Here is a 3,274-nt window from a genome sequence, read left to right on the forward strand (position 1 = left end):
CTAGGGCGCCTTTGGGCAGCCTGCGGGCATGACGTCACCTTTGCCTATTCCCGCGACGCCAGGCGTCGCGCGCAAATGGCCGCGGCGGCCGGTGGCACCTCTGGCACGATCGCCGAGGCCGTCCACGATGCCGACGCCCTTCTCCTTGCCTTACACTGGTCGAGAATCGCCGAGGTTGTGGATCAGGCCGGCGATCTTTCGGGAAAGGTCGTTCTGAACTGCTGCGTGCCACTGGACGAGGCGAATGAGAACCTCGTCGTCGGCATGACCACCTCCGGCGCTGAGGAGCTGGCGCGCCTTCGCCCTTCGGCGCAATGGGTCTCGTGCTTCAACACCAACCCGTCCGAGAGCTTCGAGCCGGTGTTCCGGCGAAAGGGACAGTCGCCCGCGCCCTAGGTTCTGACATGCAGCAACCACAAAGGCGCCCAGTCGGTGGCGGCGGACCTTATCCGGGACATCGGCTTTGATCCGCTCGATTGCGGCCCGCTGCGCAATGCCCGCTTCATCGAACCCTTTGCCATGGCCACCGTCGAGCTGGCCTACGTCCAGCCCGGTGGCCCCGCGCTGACGTACCGTTTTGACAAGCTGCCCTAAGGGCAGGGAAAGGACCCATCATGAAAGTCATCAAGTCCGGCACCATTCCGTCCAACCCCGGTCCAGCGGATTACTTCACCGGCACCGTTCGCATCGACCCGCTGTTCCAGGCCGGAGAGCCGGGGCGTACCAGTGGCGCGCATTTCACCTTCGAACCCGGCGCCCGCACGGCTTGGCAAACCCATCCCGCAGGCCAGACCCTGATCGTCACCTTCGGCCGTGGCCGGGTCCAGCGCGAAGGCGGCCGATCGAAGAGATCTCTCAGGGTGACGTCGTCTGGTTCTCCGCCGGTGAAAAGCACTGGAAAGGCGCGTGCCTCGAAACGGCAATGAGCCACATCGCGATCGAGGAAGGCTTCAACGGAACGCCAGTGGCGTGGATGGAGAAGGTTGCGGACGGCGACTACCGAGGCTGAAGCCCTATACCCTTACGCAAGATCCTCGCGGACTTTGGTGGCACCGGGGATCAAACCTCAATTCCGGAGCCTCGTCATTTGCGTGTTGGAGCTCGGGTTATGCCCCGTGCATTTGGCGCTCGTGTGCCGGACTGCAAGACCATCGACGCGGACGATCCGCAATCACTGAACCGACACGCCCTCTACTGGCCCAGGACTCCTTTCACCCTGCGCACACCAACCGGCAAACACGATTGGACAACGCCGCCCCAACCCGACACCAAACCGATCTCAGCTGTAGTGCCGCCGCTGCCAAACCTTATCCTGACCAGCTTACTCGCGCTGTCGCCCCGCCTCGCGCTAAAACATTCCGCTTGACGGCTGGCCTTCATCGCGGTGTGGGCGCATTGCTCTGCGGACCATCCTGAGATCGCAATCAACAGCCGTATGGCCGGAAATACCGCCGTGGCGGCGCTTGCCGGTCTCGGCACGCCAGAGAGAGGAACTCGAAGCGCTGCTTCGTCGCAAGGACATCACCAACCGCGGATTCCTCAAGCAGATCCGCGACGCACCCGAAACTTGGTCGACATGAACTCGGCGGCACAACCCCGTTTTTGCCTGCAACAAACCTGCCCATATTCCGCATTCGTGATTGCAGAATGGATAACAACGGCCCAGACCTGCCGTTCAGTCCCTGGCTGATCGCCGCGGTGCAGCTTCACCATACCGGCCATTCGTCCATCGCGCAGCATTTTCAGGTGGCGAGCGACGGGAATGCGGAACGAAACAGACTATCTCCATAGAAAATTGGATTGCCGCTTTACGCTTCAAGGGTCTGGCCGGAATCTTGGATGCTCTTCCGACCAGACCCGGGTTACATCACACCCCGAATACGACGTGGCCCTCTTCATTGATCGGCCAAGCCGGATTCCACGCGATCTCCCAGATGTGCCCATCGGGGTCCGCTACATAACCTCGGACGCCACCTTGGGGCGGAGCGTCGGCTTCGCGGAGAACGGTCGCCCCGGCGGCCACGAGCGTCCTCATGACGGCCTGCACCTCTCCTTCCTCGGTGACGTTGTGGGCGAGGGACATCGCCCCCGAGGCAGGCAGCTCCTGAGCCCTGGTGTCCTCCTCGAGCGAGCCTTTCAGCCATGTGCCGAAGACGAAGCCGTTCATCTGGTAGAAGACGATCTCCTCGTTTTCGGAAACCGGGTTCCAGCCAAAGCCATCACGGTAGAACTCCTTCGACCTCTGGAGATCGGAGACACCGAGGGTCACTACCGAAATCTGATGTTGCATGTCCATGTCCTTTCAGTTCGCCTGCGCGACATGCGCGGGTGCTTGGACCATGGGACGCGACAATCGAAGCGCCGATGCGCGAAAGGACCCGTTTTGCGGGGGCCGGGCCAACCGCACCGACCTAACCTGTTTCTGGTGCGGATAAGCTACTCGCCTTTGTGCGCTGGATGCAACCGGTCCGGACATTCAGGTTCTGCGTAACATCGGGCAAGCAGGGCTCACAGCCGACCTCGGATGAAGCGCGGCATCATGTGATATGATGTCTTGTCAACGTCGGGTTGTCGATGTGGGAGGGCGTGGTGGATCGGAGGATCCATCATGCAAACGCCAAACTTACCCGCCATCCGCGCGCTGCGCCCGGCCTGGAACAAAGGCCGGATCGTCGGCCAAAAAAGACCGCTCAAGCCCAAACATGTCTGGGCTATCAGGGTGCGGCTGGAGCTGGCCGAGAACCACCGCGATCTGGCCCTTTTCAATCTTGCCATCGACAGCAAGCTACGCGGCTGCGATCTGGTGAAGATGAAGGTGGTCGATATCATGGCGTCAGGACAAATCAAGGAACGCGCGTCGGTTCTGCAGAGCAAGACGCAGAAACCTGTGCGTTTCGAAATCTCTGAAGGCACTCGAGCATCGTTGGCACGGTGGATGCGAGAGCCCCTCATGATCGGATCAGAATACCTCTGGCCAGGGCGTTTTCACGAACGGCTTCACATCTCAACCCGCCAGTACGCGCGGATTGTGCGTGACTGGGTGACATCAATTGGTCTGGAGGCAAACGTCTATGGCACTCACTCGATGCGGCGCACCAAGGTCACGCAGATCTATAAGAAGACCGGCAACCTCAGGGCAGTGCAGCTTCTATTAGGTCACACCAAGATGGACAGCACTGTCAGGTACCTTGGCGTTGAGCTTGAAGATGCGTTGGCGATCGCCGAAGCTATCGAAATCTGAAGGCATGGGCCGTCTTCACGGACGGCCCAAACC

Annotated in this window: 5 protein-coding genes; 4 read left to right on the top strand and 1 reads right to left on the bottom strand. The window is 60.8% G+C overall.

All coding sequences use genetic code 11. From position 1 onward, the window contains the following. The 3 genes from MRY75_RS17170 to MRY75_RS17180 form a co-directional block, all read left to right on the top strand. Window positions 1-396, top strand: a 396-nt coding sequence (locus MRY75_RS17170) for an NAD(P)-binding domain-containing protein (RefSeq protein WP_292309229.1), incomplete at its 5' end; no start/stop codon positions are given. A 36-nt stretch (window positions 397-432) separates the two neighbouring features. Next, the gene (locus MRY75_RS17175; RefSeq protein WP_292309230.1) at window positions 433-594 is read left to right on the top strand and encodes a hypothetical protein; all 162 of its coding nucleotides are present in this window, start codon (window positions 433-435) and stop codon (window positions 592-594) included. A gap of 20 nt (window positions 595-614) precedes the next feature. Beyond that, the gene (locus tag MRY75_RS17180; RefSeq protein ID WP_366934946.1) at window positions 615-926 is read left to right on the top strand and encodes a hypothetical protein; all 312 of its coding nucleotides are present in this window, start codon (window positions 615-617) and stop codon (window positions 924-926) included. Window positions 927-1,867: 941 nt separating this feature from the next. Here the strand turns inward: MRY75_RS17180 and MRY75_RS17185 are convergent. Beyond that, window positions 1,868-2,290, bottom strand: a complete 423-nt coding sequence (locus MRY75_RS17185; RefSeq protein WP_292309231.1) for a VOC family protein — start codon at window positions 2,288-2,290, stop codon at window positions 1,868-1,870. A 318-nt stretch (window positions 2,291-2,608) separates the two neighbouring features. On the opposite strand from MRY75_RS17185, the gene MRY75_RS17190 reads away from it, so the two are divergent. Further along, window positions 2,609-3,241, top strand: coding sequence for a tyrosine-type recombinase/integrase (locus MRY75_RS17190; RefSeq protein WP_292309232.1), 633 nt, complete (start codon window positions 2,609-2,611; stop codon window positions 3,239-3,241). Window positions 3,242-3,274 lie beyond the last annotated feature (33 nt).

It is taken from the genome of Marivita sp., from assembly GCF_022763305.1.
Classification (GTDB): domain Bacteria; phylum Pseudomonadota; class Alphaproteobacteria; order Rhodobacterales; family Rhodobacteraceae; genus Marivita.